Source organism: Fortiea sp. LEGE XX443 (genome assembly GCF_015206815.1).
Taxonomy (GTDB): domain Bacteria; phylum Cyanobacteriota; class Cyanobacteriia; order Cyanobacteriales; family Nostocaceae; genus Nostoc_B.
On record NZ_JADEXZ010000007.1, the window covers coordinates 84,249 to 101,202 of the forward strand.

19 protein-coding genes are annotated in these 16,954 nt (G+C 41.0%); 9 read left to right on the forward strand and 10 right to left on the reverse strand.

What is annotated here, in order from left to right; translation table 11 throughout:
- Positions 1 to 8 precede the first annotated feature (8 nt).
- The 4 genes from IQ259_RS05125 (at position 9) to IQ259_RS05140 (ending at position 2,029) form a co-directional block, all read left to right on the forward strand.
- Complete coding sequence (locus tag IQ259_RS05125) at positions 9 to 233, forward strand: DUF433 domain-containing protein (protein ID WP_193881850.1); 225 nt, start codon at positions 9 to 11, stop codon at positions 231 to 233.
- Positions 230 to 568 (forward strand): DUF5615 family PIN-like protein, encoded by a 339-nt coding sequence (locus IQ259_RS05130; RefSeq protein ID WP_193881853.1) that lies wholly within the window; start codon positions 230 to 232, stop codon positions 566 to 568. Before IQ259_RS05125 ends, IQ259_RS05130 begins: the two co-directional genes overlap by 4 nt.
- A gap of 15 nt (positions 569 to 583) precedes the next feature.
- A complete protein-coding gene (locus tag IQ259_RS05135; RefSeq protein ID WP_193881856.1) occupies positions 584 to 1,147 on the forward strand; it encodes a Uma2 family endonuclease in 564 nt (187 codons plus the stop codon).
- A gap of 75 nt (positions 1,148 to 1,222) precedes the next feature.
- Positions 1,223 to 2,029 (forward strand): DUF6602 domain-containing protein, encoded by an 807-nt coding sequence (locus tag IQ259_RS05140; protein WP_193881859.1) that lies wholly within the window; start codon positions 1,223 to 1,225, stop codon positions 2,027 to 2,029.
- A gap of 186 nt (positions 2,030 to 2,215) precedes the next feature.
- Here IQ259_RS05140 and moeB read toward each other — a convergent pair whose 3' ends face one another.
- Entirely contained in the window at positions 2,216 to 3,388 is a 1,173-nt protein-coding gene (moeB, locus tag IQ259_RS05145; protein WP_193881863.1) for a molybdopterin-synthase adenylyltransferase MoeB, read from the reverse strand.
- Between the two features lie 582 nt (positions 3,389 to 3,970).
- Here moeB and IQ259_RS05150 point away from each other — a divergent pair.
- The gene (locus IQ259_RS05150; RefSeq protein WP_193881865.1) at positions 3,971 to 5,275 is read left to right on the forward strand and encodes a glycosyltransferase; all 1,305 of its coding nucleotides are present in this window, start codon (positions 3,971 to 3,973) and stop codon (positions 5,273 to 5,275) included.
- Positions 5,276 to 5,484: 209 nt separating this feature from the next.
- Here IQ259_RS05150 and IQ259_RS05155 read toward each other — a convergent pair whose 3' ends face one another.
- From IQ259_RS05155 to IQ259_RS05165, 3 genes are all read right to left on the reverse strand, one after another.
- Entirely contained in the window at positions 5,485 to 5,943 is a 459-nt protein-coding gene (locus IQ259_RS05155; protein WP_193881867.1) for a Mov34/MPN/PAD-1 family protein, read from the reverse strand.
- Positions 5,944 to 6,168: 225 nt separating this feature from the next.
- Positions 6,169 to 6,882, reverse strand: a complete 714-nt coding sequence (locus tag IQ259_RS05160) for a carbonic anhydrase (protein ID WP_193881869.1) — start codon at positions 6,880 to 6,882, stop codon at positions 6,169 to 6,171.
- Between the two features lie 272 nt (positions 6,883 to 7,154).
- On the reverse strand, positions 7,155 to 7,400 hold the full coding sequence (locus tag IQ259_RS05165; protein WP_228014369.1) for a hypothetical protein: 246 nt from the start codon (positions 7,398 to 7,400) through the stop codon (positions 7,155 to 7,157).
- Between IQ259_RS05165 and IQ259_RS05170 the strand changes: the two genes are divergently transcribed.
- Entirely contained in the window at positions 7,369 to 7,662 is a 294-nt protein-coding gene (locus IQ259_RS05170; protein WP_193881873.1) for a DUF433 domain-containing protein, read from the forward strand. The genes IQ259_RS05165 and IQ259_RS05170 overlap by 32 nt on opposite strands.
- A gap of 50 nt (positions 7,663 to 7,712) precedes the next feature.
- Positions 7,713 to 7,979: a DUF5615 family PIN-like protein gene (locus IQ259_RS05175; RefSeq protein ID WP_228014374.1), complete on the forward strand. Its 267-nt coding sequence runs from the start codon at positions 7,713 to 7,715 to the stop codon at positions 7,977 to 7,979.
- A 343-nt stretch (positions 7,980 to 8,322) separates the two neighbouring features.
- Here the strand turns inward: IQ259_RS05175 and IQ259_RS05180 are convergent, their stop codons facing one another.
- From IQ259_RS05180 to pruA, 3 genes are all read right to left on the reverse strand, one after another.
- Positions 8,323 to 8,745: a putative toxin-antitoxin system toxin component, PIN family gene (locus IQ259_RS05180; RefSeq protein ID WP_193881875.1), complete on the reverse strand. Its 423-nt coding sequence runs from the start codon at positions 8,743 to 8,745 to the stop codon at positions 8,323 to 8,325.
- Positions 8,735 to 8,980, reverse strand: a complete 246-nt coding sequence (locus tag IQ259_RS05185; protein WP_193881877.1) for a hypothetical protein — start codon at positions 8,978 to 8,980, stop codon at positions 8,735 to 8,737. The genes IQ259_RS05180 and IQ259_RS05185 overlap by 11 nt, the downstream gene beginning before the upstream one ends.
- A gap of 143 nt (positions 8,981 to 9,123) precedes the next feature.
- The gene (gene pruA / locus IQ259_RS05190; RefSeq protein WP_193881879.1) at positions 9,124 to 12,102 is read right to left on the reverse strand and encodes an L-glutamate gamma-semialdehyde dehydrogenase; all 2,979 of its coding nucleotides are present in this window, start codon (positions 12,100 to 12,102) and stop codon (positions 9,124 to 9,126) included.
- Positions 12,103 to 12,262: 160 nt separating this feature from the next.
- Here pruA and IQ259_RS05195 point away from each other — a divergent pair, with 160 nt between their 5' ends.
- On the forward strand, positions 12,263 to 12,400 hold the full coding sequence (locus IQ259_RS05195; RefSeq protein WP_193881882.1) for a hypothetical protein: 138 nt from the start codon (positions 12,263 to 12,265) through the stop codon (positions 12,398 to 12,400).
- A gap of 522 nt (positions 12,401 to 12,922) precedes the next feature.
- Positions 12,923 to 13,792, forward strand: coding sequence for a helix-turn-helix transcriptional regulator (locus tag IQ259_RS05200; RefSeq protein WP_193881885.1), 870 nt, complete (start codon positions 12,923 to 12,925; stop codon positions 13,790 to 13,792).
- Positions 13,793 to 13,802: 10 nt separating this feature from the next.
- Here the strand turns inward: IQ259_RS05200 and IQ259_RS05205 are convergent, their stop codons facing one another.
- The 3 genes from IQ259_RS05205 to IQ259_RS05215 form a co-directional block, all read right to left on the reverse strand.
- A complete protein-coding gene (locus IQ259_RS05205) occupies positions 13,803 to 14,444 on the reverse strand; it encodes a DNA methyltransferase (protein WP_228014370.1) in 642 nt (213 codons plus the stop codon).
- Positions 14,445 to 14,955: 511 nt separating this feature from the next.
- Positions 14,956 to 15,726 carry a type I methionyl aminopeptidase gene (map, locus tag IQ259_RS05210; protein ID WP_193881891.1) on the reverse strand — a complete coding sequence of 257 codons (771 nt, stop codon included), beginning with the start codon at positions 15,724 to 15,726 and terminating at the stop codon, positions 14,956 to 14,958.
- A 5-nt stretch (positions 15,727 to 15,731) separates the two neighbouring features.
- Positions 15,732 to 16,706, reverse strand: a complete 975-nt coding sequence (locus tag IQ259_RS05215; protein ID WP_193881894.1) for a Gfo/Idh/MocA family protein — start codon at positions 16,704 to 16,706, stop codon at positions 15,732 to 15,734.
- Between the last annotated feature and the right edge of the window lie 248 nt (positions 16,707 to 16,954).

Sequence of the window (16,954 nt, forward strand, 5' to 3'; positions counted from 1 at the left end):
GGAGCTATATGTCAAACTTACTGAGCAGAATTACAATTAATCCCAAACAATGCGGTGGTCGCCCATGTATTCGAGGCATGAGAATTAGGGTGTCAGATGTATTAGACTTATTTGCTGTTGGACTTAATGCAGAACAAATATTAGAAGAAATGCCTGATCTAGAAGCAGATGACCTCAAAGCAGCACTACTATATGCTTCGCGGAAGCTGAATCATCCAGTGTTAGTAGCATGACAATCTGGATAGATGCACATTTATCGCCTGCCATTGCGACTTGGATCAGCAACACTTTTGGTATAACAGCTTTAGCTTTACGCGATGTTGGTCTGAGAGATGCTGAAGACCTTGAGATTTTTGAGGCAGCAAAAACTCAAGGAGTTATCTTTGTAACTAAGGATAGCGACTTTGTTGACTTGGTTGAGTGTCTGGGAACACCACCGCAAATTATCTGGTTGACGTGCGGAAATACCTCAAATTCTCGGTTACAAGAGATTTTAATTGCTACTTTGCCAAAAGCGTTAGAGCTTTTGCGAACAGGTGAAACGTTAGTCGAAATCAGTGGAGAATAGGAAAGGTAGTCGCCAATGGTACAGACACCAGCAAAAAATTTGACATTAGAGGAGTTTCTCAAACTACCAGAAACTAAACCCGCTAGTGAGTATATTGATGGACAGATTATTCAGAAATCCATACCAAAAGGTGAACACAGTACAATTCAAGGTGAACTAATTATTACCATCAATGGAGTTACTAAGCCGCAGAAAATCGCGCGAGCATTTCCAGAGTTGTGCTGCATTTTTGCCGGACGTGCGATCGTTCCAGATGTATCTGTGTTTCTTTGGGAGAGAATTCCGCGAAATGAGAACGGAGGTGTGGCAAATATTTTTGCACTAGCACCCGATTGGATAATTGAAATCCTTTCCCCTGAGCAAAGCCAAAGTAAGGTCATTGCTAAAATTCTGCACTCTTTGAAGCATGGAACTCAAATGGGTTGGCTCATTGACCCAACTGAAAGAGTAGTATTTGTATATTTCTCAAACCGGCCACCAGAGTTATTTGATAAACCAGAACAGGTAATTCCTGTGCCATCTTTTGCAAGTGAGTTACAGCTTACAGTAGGTGATTTATTCGGTTGGCTATTAGAGTAAAAGCGAAAATTTATACAATAGTTTAAGTAATATTTGTAGTTAAAATTTTTTCTAATAATTTATTTAGGTGAAACCATGCCAAAGCCATTTGTTGAAAGATTTCGCAAATATTTAATAGATATCACCCAAGTCTTGCGAGGAGAAGCTTCTGTTTCCAGTATTTTTCCCAATACAACTGATAATGGGCAAAGTAAAGAACGCATTTTTCTTGAGGTACTTAAGCAGCATATACCAAGCTCATGTAATATATTTTTGGGTGGGTTTTTATTTAACTTGGATGGAGAGGAATCCAAGCAAATTGATATTATTATATCCGACTATCACAGTCTAAAGTTTGATGCTCTTAATAAAGATGGGGAAGGAAAATCGTTTGCTTGTATAGACGGTACAGTTGGAATTGTTTCAGTGAAGTCCTCTTTAAATAAAAAAGATATGTTCGATGCACTAGACAACATTGCATCCATTCCAAGAGGTACTTCTCTAAATCCAAACAATGCAGATCCTTCCATTGATATGGAGGGCATGAGCGATGGCTTGTTAAAGGTTATATTTGCGCTAGATGGTGCCAGTTCTGACACTACTAGTGAGTATATTGAAGAGTTTTACACACAGTACCCGGAAATACCACTGGATAGAAGACCAGATTATATACATATATTAGGAAAATATTCGTGGGTAAGGTTAATAAGACCTTTAAACACTGATGACGGTATACTCATGCCCAAAGGTACTTTTTATTTACGTGAGTATGATGCGGATCTATTCTTTATTTCTTCGCTAATAATTAGCATAGAACAAATAGGAAGGTTGCATCGACATATTTTTTACGACTACACAAAGATATTTGAACTAGCAGTTCCTCCTGCTAATGCTAAAATCTAGCTCTACTTACTTTGTTATTTATACTTCATTTTAAACAGTGGTAAGTACATCAATTCGCGGAGGTAAATTAGTTTGATGCCTTATTTATAAAAATTCCAAAATCATCACGCATTCATGCAACGCATAAAAATGGGAAGTAACATCAATTACTTCCCTCATCTTTTCTGAATTATCTGCAATTAATTTTTAGTATTCTGGAACTGACGCATCTACTTCCCGACTCCACGCAGTAATCCCGCCTTTGACATTTGTTCCTGTAATTCCCGCTTCCTTGAGGATGCTGAGGGCTTTGGCAGAGCGTCCACCCATCTTACAATGGGCAATTAAGCGGTGGCCGTTGAGTAATTCTTTCACCTTAGCTACGCCATCGCCGTTTTCAATATCTGGTAGTGGTACTAACACTGAACCAGGAATTTTAGCAATATCGTATTCGTGCGGGTTGCGGACATCTAGCAATACAAAATCTTTTGCACCGCTATCTAGCAAAGCTTTCAATTCCGTAACATTCATTTCCGCAATTTCTTGCTGTTGTTTCGCTTCTTCAGCCATAGCTTGAGGAATACCGCAGAATTGTTCGTAGTCTATCAACTTTTCAATAACTGGACGGATGGGGTTGGGACGCAGTTTCAACTCCCGGAATTTCATTTCTAAGGCGTTGTATAGCAAAAGTCGTCCACTTAAAGTATTGCCATTTCCGAGGATGATTTTGACAGTTTCCGTTGCTTGGATAACACCAATCATTCCTGGCAAAATTCCCAAAACTCCGCCTTCTGCACAGGAAGGAACCATTCCTGGTGGTGGTGGTTCGGGGTATAAGTCACGGTAGTTCGGCCCGTCTTCGTAGTTAAATACTGTTGCTTGGCCTTCAAAGCGGAAAATTGAACCGTAAACATTTGGCTTGTTCAGCAACACACAAGCGTCGTTGACTAAATATCTAGTGGGGAAGTTATCAGTACCATCCACCACGATATCGTAAGGTCTAATGATATCTAAGGCATTCTCGGAACTCAGGCGAGTTTCGTATAAATCAACCTGACAATGGGGGTTAATTTCGTGAATGCGGTTTTTTGCAGATTCAATTTTAGGTTTACCTACCCAAGAAGTCCCGTGAATAACTTGGCGTTGCAGGTTAGAAGTATCAACAACATCAAAATCAACAATACCAATGCGTCCGATACCTGCTGCTGCTAAATATAGCAGTAGTGGTGAACCGAGTCCGCCTGTACCGATACACAGTACACTAGCCGCTTTCAGGCGTTTTTGTCCCTCTAGCCCGACTTCTGGCAAAATCAGGTGGCGGGAGTAACGTTCGTAGTCGTCTTTAGTCAGCTGGATTTGATCCAGATTGGGATTTAACATAGCAGTTTTGCTGTGGACGAGCGGATTCTTAATCCTATCGAAAAATGATGTCTTTATTTAACTAAGTAGTTAAATTTAACGTGAGTTCGACGGAGATCGCAGAAGCAAAAAGCTTGCTACGAAAGGAAAAAGAACAATTTGAACGTTAAATATTTTACCAAAATAATTGTTATATGCAGAGAGATCATTTTGATAGTGTTAATGAACACACTTGTAATTGCTATTTTTCAAAAATGCTCGATCAGTATCAATTCTGTTGCATATGAGTTGTAATTGAGGATCAATCAGTTTATTGTTTATGCAAATAACTTAAGTTGCCGTTTAAAGGTTGTGTAGTGTAAACATAACCTGTATTTCAAAAATAAAATATGATTTCTATATGAGGTCAAACGATCCTTTTCAAACATACTCTGATATTAGGGTTATTGTTCTTGAACTCATACTCATATCTGTCTTGAAAGTAATACCGTTAGTGTAGCGAGGCATTATCTCATGCTAAGTGTTGTTATGGTATGACTTATGTAATTGTTAGAAAATTGATTATTTTGTGTCTCTTCAAAACAACAGAAGTTAGTATTAGCGATGAATAAGCAACACCTTCGCATTGCAATTATTACGGGAGCATACGCCCCCTTTTTATCTGGGATTTCTATAGGAGTACACCAACGGGTTTGTTGGTTGCTACAACAGGGTCATGAAGTTTTTCTTATCCACCCTGAAGTTAATGAATACTATCCTAAAGAGATTTTTAATCGTCCTATACCGGGTATTGAAGAAATTAAGTCATTCCCCAATTTTTCTTCTTATGCTTATCCAACTAAACCACTAATTTTTTATAAATCTCTTCCCGTACCATTGCACTATCGATATTGGAATGATACAAAATTATTATTAGATTTTAAGCCAGATATTGTAGTGCTTGAAGAAGCACCAGCCATGATTGGTTATTATTCACTTTTCTTACAAGGTTATGGTCGTCTTATTGGTCGTGAATATGCAAAGTTAACTGATACTCCAGTCATAACTCTCTTCCATACAGATATCATTGCCTATATTAGATATTACTTAGGCAATCTATCGTTTTGCCTGATTCGTCCTATTATTCCGCTCCTAGTCAGGCATTTTAGTGAAGCTTATGATGCCAATTACTTTTCTTCTCAAGAACAGCTGAATGAATACAAAAAGATGAAACTTCAGCGTGGAGAATATCTTGCTTATCAAGGGGTGGATTGCAACAAATTTCATCCCCAAAACATTTGTTATGATCCGATTTCTCATGACCATCGACCAACTTTGTTGTTTGTTGGCCGCATTAGTGCAGAAAAAAATGTCGACCAGCTTTTACAAGCATATCCACTCATTGCTGCCAAAATTCCTGATGTTCATTTAGTTATAGTCGGTAGTGGTTCCCTATACTCCGAAATGCAGCGACGCGCTCAAATATTGGGTTCTGGTATTACTATGTGGGGTGAGTCCCACGGTAAAGAACTGTTAGGTTGGTTTGCTCGTGCTGATGTCTTTGTAAATCCGTCTGTGAGCGAAAACTTCTGCACTACAAATAACGAAGCACTGGCTTCTGGTACTCCTGTAGTTGCAGCACTTGCCCCTTCAACCGCAGAACAAGTGTCTTCTGGTTATAATGGTTTTTTAGCTGAACCTAACAACCCAGCAGATTTTGCTCAAAAGGTAATTACTATTCTGGAAAATCCTCACTTGAAGGCAAACATGGGTGAGCAAGCTCGTCACTCTATTCTCAAGTTTGATTGGTCAGTATGTATGAAAAAGTTTGAACGCAAGCTTTACCAGCATATTAACAATCAACGTGAGTTTGATGGAGATCGCAAAACCAAAAAGCTTGCCATGAAAGGAAAAAGAACTATTGGCTGATTGATAAAATCTTGTTGGGCAAGCGAGCAGGAATTGAGTTAGTTAATATGTCAAACAGAACATTCAGCACACCGTAGCTCATTGAACTTTTTGGTTAATTTAGTAGCAGGTTTGGTTGCTTATACTTACTTATCTAACAAACTATCTATTAATGTGTACCCGAAAGATTTGCCTGTACTACATCCTGCCCTTTTCTAGTCTCGTTGAACTCACGTTAAATTGATAATATCGATTAACTCTGGTTGAAACTGATGATTGTCGTCAAGACTCCAACTTAAGAGTTCATCAGCTTGGCCATTTTGAATGGAAACTATTATATATGAGTATTCTGGCCAAGCATACTGACGATCGCATTCGGAAGGAATAGCCGGATAGTCAGGATGAGAGTGATAAATACCAATGATATTTAACAATTTATCCCGTGCTGCTTTTTGTACTTGTAACATAACTTGGGGTGCGATCGCATATCGTTGTTTTTCGTTGTGTTCTGCATGGTTGCTGTCGAAGTTGACAGACTCAGCACTCCAGGCGTTTTCCGTGGGGATGATTTCTACTACAGTTTTGGTTTGATTATCTAGATAGCCAAGCATTAAACCGCAGCATTCGTTGGGGTAAGTGCTTTCGGCGTGACTGCGGATGGTTTGGATGTGTTCTGATTTGAGATTCATGGAAAGATTAACCGCAGATAAACGCGGATATAGACGCGTAATACCAATTCACGAAAATCTTGATACAAATTAATGGTTTTTAATTCTTTCCCCCTGCGACCTGCGACCTGCCCCCTGCTCCCTGCTCCCTGCTCCCTGCCCCCCTGCGACCTACTTGTATCAAACTTAAAGTGAAACGGTATAAGCGGCTAGACGCAGGCTACGCAGATGAATGGGGATGTATTTTTAAGTAATTACGGTAATTTTGCCAGTATCAATATTATAATAAGCACTCACAATTTTGAGTTTGCCTGTGTCCACTAATTGAGCTAATATTGCGGAACTTTGTTGTAATTTGTTTGCCTGATATTGAATGTTGGCAATAACCGCATCTGTGGAATTTAAATTGCTTAAAGCTGGTTTGATGCCTTCAACGACATAGCCAATTCTACCGGGAAGCGGTTCATTTTTGATGGCGGCTGCTACAGCACCGCAGTTTTTATGACCCAAGACGACAATTAGTTGCGTCCCTAAAACAGCTGTGGTATATTCCAAGCTACCTATAGCCATATCACTGGCAACATTACCAGCGACTCGCACAACAAATAAATCGCCTAGCCCTTGGTCAAAAATAATTTCTGTTGGTACTCTAGAATCTGCACAACCTAAAATTGCGGCAAAAGGATATTGTGCTTTGGCTAGTAATTGCAAATGCGCCAACGATTGATGAGGGTATTGGCGTTTTTGTTGGATAAATCGTTGATTACCATCTAGTAAAAGTTTTAAAGCCTGATTTGGGTTAACTGGATTTGGGTTAGCTGGACTAACATCAGCGATCGCAGTTTTCGATGTATTTGTTATCAGGCTACCACTAATAGTCGTAGCAGCGATCGCTAAGGAGCCTGTACCTGCTAACTTCAAAAAATCACGACGACCGATAAATCCATTAATTCGAGCCATTAATCTTCCTGACAACATTTTTGTTGTTGGCAAGAAGATATCAGACTTTAGCTAGATGCTGTAGTACTCTCTTACACTGTTTCAGACTGATTTAACTTAGCACCCTGCTCAACACACCGTTACAGCTAACGGCATTCAGTTGGAAAAATACTTTGATGCTTGTGAGCGATTGATGTTCTCCATCAACGAGGTAGGGTTAATAAGAAACCTTACCTCGTTGGTCGCAAACGAGTTAAGGTTCTCTATGGATGAGGTAGGGTTAGCAACGAAAGCTAATTTTGATAGGGCGTAGACGCAAAGCATCTGTCGTAGGTATTGCTTGTTCTAAAATCATGACAGCGATCGCATTTTGTGTAGCTGCGTAGGCGATCGCACATCAGTAAATAATGGAGAAACGTCACAACCCATTGTCTTAGTTTAGATATGCTGAAAGGAAATGCGATCGCACTTAGCGTTTCATAAAAGATAAATTTAGGAGCATCAGCTTTGGCAACTATTACCGATATTGGCACACTCATCAATCATAATTCTGAAATACACGGAGGTTGCCCAATTATTGCTGGTACAGGGGTAACAGTCCGGCGTATAGCTATCTGGTATAAACAAGGTTACAGTGCAGAAAAAATTGCTGATGAGATTAGTCACCTAACTTTAGCGCAGATTTATGCAGCTTTAGCTTATTATCATGCTAACCGCCATGAAATTGATGCCGATATTGCGGCAGAAGCAGCCGAGGCTGAGAGATTAGAGACATTACACAAAGCTCAAAAACGTTCATGAGCCAGATTCGATTGTACATGGATGAAGATTCTACCGCACGTTCTTGAGTTCTGGCTCTACAAAATCGTGGTGTAGAAGTAATTACAAGTTTAAGTGTAAATAGACTTGGTTATTCTGATGAAGAACAACTGAAATGGGCAACAGAACAAAATCTAGTTTTATATAGCTCTAATATTAGAGATTTCTACCGTTTGCACAGTGATTTTTTGAGCAAAGAACAATCTCATACAGGAATGATTTTAGTACAGCAGCAGCGTTACTCAGTGGGCGAATTAATGCGCGGGATGTTGAGGCTAATTGCAGCTAAGTCAACGTGAATTCGATGAACCTCTCCCCAACCCCTCTCCGACGCGGAGAGGGGCAGAAATATTACTCATTGTTCACGAAAAAACTAGGCTTTCAAAGCCTATCTCCTTTTAGGGGAGAGGTTTGGAGAGGGGTTTTTTCAATCCGTCGAACTCACGTTAAGTCAGCAGAAGAAATGCAAAACCAAGTGGAATTTCTGACTGCTTGGATTGAGGAATAATTTTCAATGAGTATGCGATAATCACCTAGCATTTTATAGGAAAGATAAATTATGAACTTTACCAGTCTTCATCGAGGTCTCCCTACTCGTCGGCTCAATTCATTCTTTCATCAATCTCTTTAAGAGCGATCGCATTATGTCACAGCATTAAAATAACAGAAATCTTGAACAGTTATAATCTCAATACCTCTCCAGGGATTTAGCACTAGCAGATCACGATCTCCAGTCACAATACATTCTGCTTTTCCACTGACGGCTAATTCCAGATATTTGTTATCTTTTGGATCTCGACATTCATTAATCTGCTCAGTTACTTTAATGAACCGTACAGTTTCGGACAAATCTAGCAAGAAATTGTTTCGTTCTTCTGGCGTGATGTACCGATTAAAATTAGGTCGAGCAAGTACCTGTTCTAACTCCAGCCAAATGGACTCGGATACCAATAATTCTCCTAAATCTTGAGCCTTTCTAAGTGCGCGATCTGGTTTACTTCCTGGGAATAACAACGCACTAACAATGACATTGACATCAAGCACAAACCGTCTTTCATTCGTCATTATTCAAGATTGACTCCAACATTTCTGGTGTTAAGCCCCTTTGAACGGCTTTTGTACCAATTTCATCCATTGTTTGTCTGAGCTTGGCAATGGCTTCCTGTTTGCTTGTCATTGAGGACTTGAGTAACACTGTGATGCGGGCTGCAATTTGTTCCTGTTCTTCTTCTGTAGCATTGCGGTATGCTTCTGCTACTTCAGACGGGACTTTGATGGTAATTTCTTCTTTAGCAATCATGTTTTGTTTGCTTCTATAGTCTTTCATAATTTTAATAAAAAAATCAGGTGGGAAATTCTCACCTGATTTCTTAGTTCATACCAATCCTGCGGGTGTTGGGTTTCGTTCCTTAACCCAACTTACTTGCGAATTGCAAATTGTTATTACTCCGCACCTTCGATGGGTGCAAAGCCTTGGCGCTGAATATTTTCTGTGATTGTGCGCGGTTCGAGGAATTGTAGCAAGTAGTCAGGGCCACCTGCTTTGGAACCGACACCAGAAAGTTTGAATCCGCCGAAGGGTTGCCGAGCCACGATCGCACCTGTAATATTGCGGTTAATGTACAAGTTGCCAACTTCAAACTCTTCTTGTGCTTGTTGAATATGGGAAGGTGTACGCGAATATAACCCGCCAGTTAAGGCGTAATTTGTGCCGTTAGCAACCTTTAATGCTTGGGCAAAATCCTTGACTTTAATGACAGCTAACACAGGCCCGAATATTTCTTGTTGGGCAACTATGCCATCGGGTGGTACTTCACTAAAAATCACTGGGCCGATAAAATATCCTTGTTCGGGTGCAGCTAACTCTAAAGCTAACTTGGCTTCAGCCTTACCCTTTTCAATATACTCGCGGATGCGATCGCGGGCATTAGCATCAATCACTGGCCCTACTTGGGTACTGGGTAACTCGGTTTCCCCAATGTTCAAGGATTTTGTCGCTTCAACCAACCTTGTGACAAAAGCATCGTAGATTGATTCTACAACCATTACCCGCGAACAAGCCGAGCATTTCTGCCCACTGTAACCAAATGCTGACTGCACAACCCCTACAACAGCTTGGTCTAAATCAGCACTTTCATCAACGATGATGCCATTCTTGCCGCCCATCTCCGCAATTACCCGTTTCATATGCCTTTGCAAAGGCTTCAAGGTTGCTGCTTCTGAGTAAATTCTACAACCCACTTCTTGAGAACCAGTAAAAGCAATCACATGAGTATCAGGGTGACTGACTAAATACGCTCCAACTTGGGAACCCTTACCGGGAACGTATTGAAAAACACCATTGGGAATCCCAGCTTCAACCAGAATTTCTGTGAGTTTGGCAGTAATTACAGAAGATGTTTCCGCAGGTTTGAGCAGCGTACAGTTACCCGTAACCAAAGCAGCAACAGTCATCCCACAGGCGATCGCTAACGGGAAATTCCACGGCGAAATCACCACCGCAATTCCTCGCGGCTGGTAGATATAACGGTTTGTTTCTCCAGGCACGTCATAATTAATACCTTGATAAAGCCGTTCCATCTCTTCAGCGTAGTAGCGACAAAAATCGATCGCCTCCGAAACCTCTGCGTCTGCTTCCTTAACTGGTTTCCCAACCTCCAAAACTATCCAAGCCGACAATTCCGCCCGGCGTTGTTCCATCAAATCAGCAGCTTTGCGTAAAATATCAGCGCGTTGCTTCACAGGTGTTTTCTTCCACCCAGGAAATGCAGCCTTAGCCGCTTGCATCGCCTGTTCCGCTTGTTCCACACTAATCAATCCAACCTTGCCAATTACCTGACTAAAATTAGAAGGATTAACAGAGTCAATCACATCCTGAGTCTTGACATACTCCCCATTAATCAACGGTAAATAAGTCTTACCAAACTGCTGACGCACATTCTCAAAAGCCTGCGCCGCCTTCTTTCTTCTCTCCTCTTCCGCATAATCAGTATCCGCCGCACCAGAGAATCTTCCATCTTCCTCGTGCTTCCGCGTCTGGGCGTGAGAGTTTAAAACCGGAGGTGCAAGCAGTTCCTCCATTGGCTTATTCTCCAAATTCTGCCGCAAGAACGAACTATTAGCTGTATTTTCCAACAACCGCCGAATTAGATAAGCCATCCCCGGCAATAATTCACCGTAAGGACAATAAACCCTTACCCGATAACCCTGATCAACCAAAGCCTTAGCTAATTTATCCCCCATCCCATACAGCACTTGCATTTCAAAACAACGACGGGGAACTTTAAGACTTTCCGCTATGGCAATTGCTCGTGCTTGCGATCGCACATTATGACTACCAATGGCAGCATATACATATTGGTGATTTTCGAGCAACAACTGAGTTATCGCTTCAAAATTCGCATCTGTCGCCATTTTGTCATTGTAAACAGGCTGCGGCCAATGCTTCTGGGCTGCTTTGATAGTTTCCTGATCCCAATACGCACCCTTCACTAACCGAATTGTTAGCGGATAACCACGCTGCTTCAACCAAGCAATTACATTTCTGGCATCTTGCTCGCTATCACGCAAGTATGCTTGGATTGTCATACCTATATCTGTGCGTTGCCGGAATTCATCTTCTAACAATAATTTTTGTAAGATATTCAGAGTCAAGTCTTTATAGGCATACTGTTCCATATCAAAATGGATAGCTGCGCCTAACTCTTGAGCGTGACGTAATAAGTTGCGAATGCGATCGCTAACTTTTGCCTCGCTACCTTCAGCATTTAATGGGTCAAATTGGGAATAAAACGCCGTTAATTTAACAGAAACTTGGACTTTTGGTAGCTTTTCACCATCGGCTTCATCAATAGCCGGAATATGATTCCAATTCTTAGATGCTTCTACCAATTGTGCAATTAATTCTTGATAGCGTTCTAGATAAGACTGCGCTTCTACTTCTGTAATTACAGCTTCACCAAGTAAATCAATAGTGAAAGCCATTTTTTCTTTACGCAGTCGTTCTACAGTTTTGATGATTTGTTTAATATTTTCGCCAGCAATATATTTATGAGCTAATGTCTCAACCGCCGTCGAGACAGTTGTTGCAGCCACTTGTCCCGGCATAGAATCAGGGTTAGCAAAATTGAGCATCCCCTTGAGGGCTGCTGGCAATTCTACTGTTTCATCTCCTAAATATTCTTGTAAATGGGCAGCAATTTCTGGTTTACTGCGTAACGCCGGGAGAGTATCAATAAAGCGAAAGAGTTGCACCCGCAAACCAGGATTGCTCATCGCCCAAGCTAGTAATTTATCATCCCAGCGCATTTGGTCACGCAAGGAAGCCAAAAATGAACGATTTTCTTGGGTAGCTGTTAGGAGTTGTTTAGCAATTTCTTGAGTTTTAGGTTCGTAGATGCTGGTTTGTACTTGTAACACCACAGATAATAATCTCCTTAATTTAAGGCATAGCGTCTTCTATTGTGACTCTTGAATTTTGCTACTACCACATTCTTAAGTGCTGAGTATTGAGTATAAACCTGGTTTCTTTAAGTCTTTGAGTAATCAATGAATGTTGTCCTAACATAATGGCTGTCTGACTTTGGTAACAGAATCAGTGATTAAGAGCTTATTTCAACCAGAATTGTTGGCGTTGACCTTGGTAGATAACGCTGTAAAGTTAAAAGGAAAGGATGAAGCGATCGCTTCGCAATTTACAAACTTCTTTTGGTTGCGCTGACTGTTTTGATCTGATGTTCTCTGCTTAAACACTGCCTTCCTCTGGTAGTAATGAACAGGCAAAGCTCTCCCTTTGGAGGAAGCGTAGCCGTGGAGATTCAGAGTTTAGGGATTGATAGGACTGCCCACCCAACAGACTGCTTCACTAGCAGTTTTCATCAATCTGCCATTCTAATCTTATGACTCGGAAAGAGGCGGTATAATTTGGATTAAAGTCAGTAGCCTAATTATAATTAACGAAATTAACCTTATAACCACAGTGCGACTAGGCTAGTAATTTTTAGCCAAAATTAATTCTGAATTCAAACAGATAACCTTGCTGCGCTATCCCCACCCAGAAATGAAGCGGCCTAACGGTGAAGTTGTGCTGCGGCAGATCCCATCAGACTCTCACCGATAGCTTCTGTACCGTCCGCACCAACGCAGTGTTAGGTAGCTGTTAGTCTTTAAGGTATTAGCAATATCCTGTTTTGGGATATTCCGTATTGGGATATTACACTTTCTTCTATTGAGAGAGGAAAGCATGACTGCATCGATATTCACAGAACAATATGGACGATTCCGAGAGCTACTTGTGCAGTATCGTCAAGCAAGAGCAATCACACAAACACAACTTGCGGAAGTTCTAAACCGTCCACAATCTTTTGTATCTAAGTATGAAAATGGTGAACGCAGACTTGATCTTGTTGAATTTCTTGAAATTTCAACGGCTCTTCGGTTTGATCCTTGTGAGCCAATCAGGATAATTCTCAGTGAAATATTACCTGAGCCAACCATCATGGATGAGTGGAAAGTAACCGCTAATGAAATGACAATTCTATTGCGAGAGAATCCAAGTCTTAGAGGAATGCTCTTTGGATATGTAGCAGAACTGAAACTAAGAGAGTTAATATCTGCTTTCCCTGGGGTTGGATCAATGAAAAAGTTTGATGATCATGACAGAAAGAAAAAAGGTGATTTACATATTATCTATCATCATCAAGTTTTTAGTGTTGAATCCAAATCTCTACAAACAAGCCAAATTAAATTTGACGCAGAAAATCAGATCTGGTCTGGCAAAGCCCAAGTAGATGCAAGCGATAGCCGCATTGTCACACTTCCAAGCGGGAGGACTTTAAAGACTACACTGCTATTACGTGGAGAGTTTGATATTCTAGCTGTCAACTGCTACGAATTTAATAAAAGTTGGCAGTTTCAGTTTGCTAGAAATAGAGACTTGCCATTTTCATCATATAAAAAATACACTCCTGAGGAGCAGTCTGCCTTAATTTCGAGCCTCATACCAGTTACATGGCCTCCACAGCCTCCCTTCCATAGTGATTTAAGGTTGCTATTGGATGAAATGTTAGAGGCTGGTGAAGGTTCCGACCCTTCAGAAATTGGACTGGAGTGAAAGGTAAACATTATCCCTTTTTGATGAAGACCAGAAAGTATGAGTGGTTTTTTCTGGCGTGTACTTGTTTTTTCAATCTACTAACTGAAGGTTTATTCGTTCTCATTACTATGAATAAATCTTTTGAGTAGTAGCCTTGCTTCTCATATTCATTGATAATTTCAACGTGAGTTAGCCATTGTTTCCCAGCACTCACTTCATCCTGACATTTAACGATGAATATTCCATTCTTTCTCAAAACTCTATAGGCTTCATTGCCAGCCTTAAAGTACATATCCGTGACTGCGGCGTGCCACTTCTTAGTACCAACATTTTCGGTGTCACCATTAACCTCATCACCGTTTGAGTAAGCATGTGAAAATGCTGAGTGTGTTCCGGAACCAGCTTTAAGTGAGCCTTCTTTTCTGTAAAAACCTTCCATGTAAGGAGGATCTAGAACCACGCAGTCAATTGACTCACCCTCATAAGGTAATTTACGGCAATCTACCCCCATTGATATGTCAGTGGCTAGAACTTTATATCTATCATCTGATACATTCCGCCAAAAAACCCCTTTCCCCCAAGTAACATCTGCAACAATTGAGCCTTCAGGAACGTGCAACTTGAGGATCTCAGGAAATACGTCAGCATTGCCTGCTGAATAAGCAGACATAACAAGGTCTGAAGTGGATTCACCTCCTTGCTTTCGCTTTTTAGTGAACTCCCCTTCACTATTGGAATTGGACAAAATAGATGACTGTATGTACTGCATGAGATGAATAATATCCTATTTTGGGATATTATTCAAGCAGTTTGGGTCAAACCTAACTTACAGACAAACTCTCAACCAAGCACCTCACAGCAATGCCTCAGCATGTAACCTGAAGCTACCTAACGTTCGTGTTCAGCGGCGGCAGATAATTTTTCGGTTCTTACAAATAACTTCTATTCTGTCCGCTGTAATATGGTTGTTAGACAGCGGTAGACTTAGCAATCTTTGCAAGTAAAAAATCAGTTTTTCCTAGTCTTGCCGCTAAAGTTGTTAGACAGCGGTAGACTTAGCAATCTTTGCAAGCAATAGCATTATATAGGAAGGGCGATCGCTGTTATCTTGCTCATAAAAAACCTCATGAATGGAGTAATGGCGCTCTTGGCAATCAAGGAACTCTGTAACTGTTAGTTTTTTACTCAGCTTCAGGTAGAGTCAGAATTTCTACACCATCTTCTGTGACAGCTATTGTATGCTCAAATTGCGCCGATAATTTGCGATCGCGGGTCACAGCCGTCCAACCATCACCTAACATTTCTACTTCCCAAGTCCCTTCGTTAATCATCGGCTCGATAGTAAACACCATTCCCGGCCTAATGCGCTTACCTTTACCTCGAACGCCATAGTGCGGCACATCTGGTGCAGTGTGAAAAATATTACTAACGCCGTGTCCGACAAAATCTCGCACCACAGAAAAACCTTGAGACTCAGCATACTCTTGAATTGCTGCCCCAATATCACCAATTTTTGCCCCTGGTTTGACTTCCGCAATACCACGATAGAGACACTCTTGGGTTACTTCCACCAATTTTTTCGCTTTCTCTGAAGGTTCACCCACAATAAATGTCTTTGATGTATCACCGTGATAACCATCTACAATCGGCGTAACATCAATGTTGATGATGTCACCTTCTTTGAGAATCTGTTTAGCATTAGGGATGCCATGACAGATAACTTCATTGACACTGGTACAGATTGACTTGGGAAAACCTTTGTAACCCAGAGGTGCGCTTTTTGCACCATGCGCCTGTGTCCAACGTTCCGCTTCATCATTGAGTTCTAGTGTACTCACCCCTGGTTTGACTAGTGGTTCAAGATGCTCTAGGAGTTTAGCAGCCAAGCGTCCAGCCCGACGCATTTTTTCGATTTCTCTTGAAGATAAAATAACGATTAGTTCGGTTTTCATGGACATTAATCTAAAGCATCATGCAAAAATATAGTTAATCCTGTTTGTGCTGCTCTTTTAGCAGCATCAGCCACTTTTAACGTGTATAAACTTTCTTCTGGGGTGACGTACAACGGAGTTCCATCAAATAAATGGTCTAGCACCATAGTTGTGTCTTTGGCAAATAAACCCCGACGTGTGCCAACATCAATGGGTGTAGTTTCTTCTGCCTGGATCAAGTATCCTGTATTGCCATCAAAAATCAAACCGCCTTTTTTGCCGTGAACTTCAAATTTGCGCTCTGGCTGCCAAATTGTTTCGCCTTTGCCATAAACGATTTGTGCTAATAGTCCACTACTAAAGCACAGTTGACTCATGCAAAAACAGGTCTGGTAGTATTCCGATTCTATTGACCAATATCGTTGATGACAGTTAACTGTAAAGACTTTACCAAATAAATCAACCAGACGATGCAATCGAGAAATCGCCCCAATTAAGGGAAAGCCAAATAGTTCATGGTTATAAGTCCACTTGCGTGGTGCGGGATTTTGCGGGTTGATGGTGCTGTAGCGGACATAAAATACATCGCCAATTTTGGCTAAGTTTTGCTTCAAAGCTTGGTGTAAGCCACCCAAAAGTTCTATGTGTTCCACATGCAGCAATTTATTTTGGGTTTTGGCTAAGGCAATGAGTTCCTCCGCTTCTGCCAGATCCACCGATAGAGGGTATTCTACAACTACATGTTTGCCGTGAGAGAGGGCAGCACGAGCGATCGCCCCATGATCTCGATTAACTGTGGATATCACTACCATATCCACATCTTCCCGTTCTACTAATTCTTGCCAAGAATTTAAAGCTGTGGTTTGGTATTCTTTGGCAAAACTTTCTGTTGTTTCTGTGTTATGACCAACTACTGCAACCAGATGCGATCGCTCATCTTGTAGCAGTGCTTCTGCCCTGAGTTTTGCTGCATACCCAGTACCTACCAAGCCGACGCGCACTTGTGCTTGTCCTCAAACTGCTTCTGAATTATACATGATTGTTAATGGTCAATCGTCATTATTTCTCCTCCCTCCTACCGCGCAATTCGACCCGTCGAAGTATAAACTAAACTTATTGTTTCCAAGTAACTAAATTTCATTACTAATCGCGGTCGATTTCCAGTTACATCATCTAATTTTTCTCGTAGTATCAGAATTGAAGTAAATTTACATGAGCGGTTGATCCTATAAGTTAAGCCATTGGTCAT